This window comes from Mesorhizobium sp. M4B.F.Ca.ET.089.01.1.1 (assembly GCF_004022605.1).
Classification (GTDB): Bacteria; Pseudomonadota; Alphaproteobacteria; order Rhizobiales; family Rhizobiaceae; genus Mesorhizobium; species Mesorhizobium abyssinicae.
The window spans coordinates 1-531 of the sequence record NZ_RZOS01001287.1; the positions used below are offsets into that span (position 1 = coordinate 1).

Here is a 531-nt window from a genome sequence, read left to right on the forward strand (position 1 = left end):
CGGTAGCTTCGTCCCCTTGCACCGCAACCACCTCGCAATCCAGGATGTTGGCTTCACCGATGAAGTCGGCAACGAATGCGTTGGCTGGCGCGTCGTATAGTTCGCGCGGCGTACCGTCTTGTGCGACCACCGCCTTGTTCATGACGATGATGCGGTCCGAAACCGCAAGCGCCTCTTCCTGGTCGTGCGTGACGTAGACCACAGTCAACCCGAGCTTAGTCTGGATCTCCCTGATTTCCTCACGCACATGCCGGCGCAGCTTGGCATCTAGGTTGGAGAGCGGCTCGTCGAACAGCAGCACTTGCGGTTCTAGCACCAGTGCGCGCGCCACCGCCACGCGCTGCTGCTGACCACCCGACAGTTCGCTGGGCAGGCGCGCCTCGAAACCGGTCAGGCCGACCAACTCCAGGCCGGCGCGGGCGCGGGACGCGGCCTCCTTCTTGTCATGGCCGGAGAAGCGCAGACCGTAGGAGACATTTTCCATCACCGTCATGTGAGGGAACAACGCATAGGACTGGAACACCATGGAAA

At 62.0% G+C, this 531-nt stretch carries 1 protein-coding gene; it reads right to left on the minus strand.

Features of this window, described 5'->3' with window-relative positions:
* A partial coding sequence (locus tag EN780_RS37195) for an ABC transporter ATP-binding protein (RefSeq protein WP_133372997.1) occupies positions 1 to 531 on the minus strand: 531 nt, incomplete at both ends.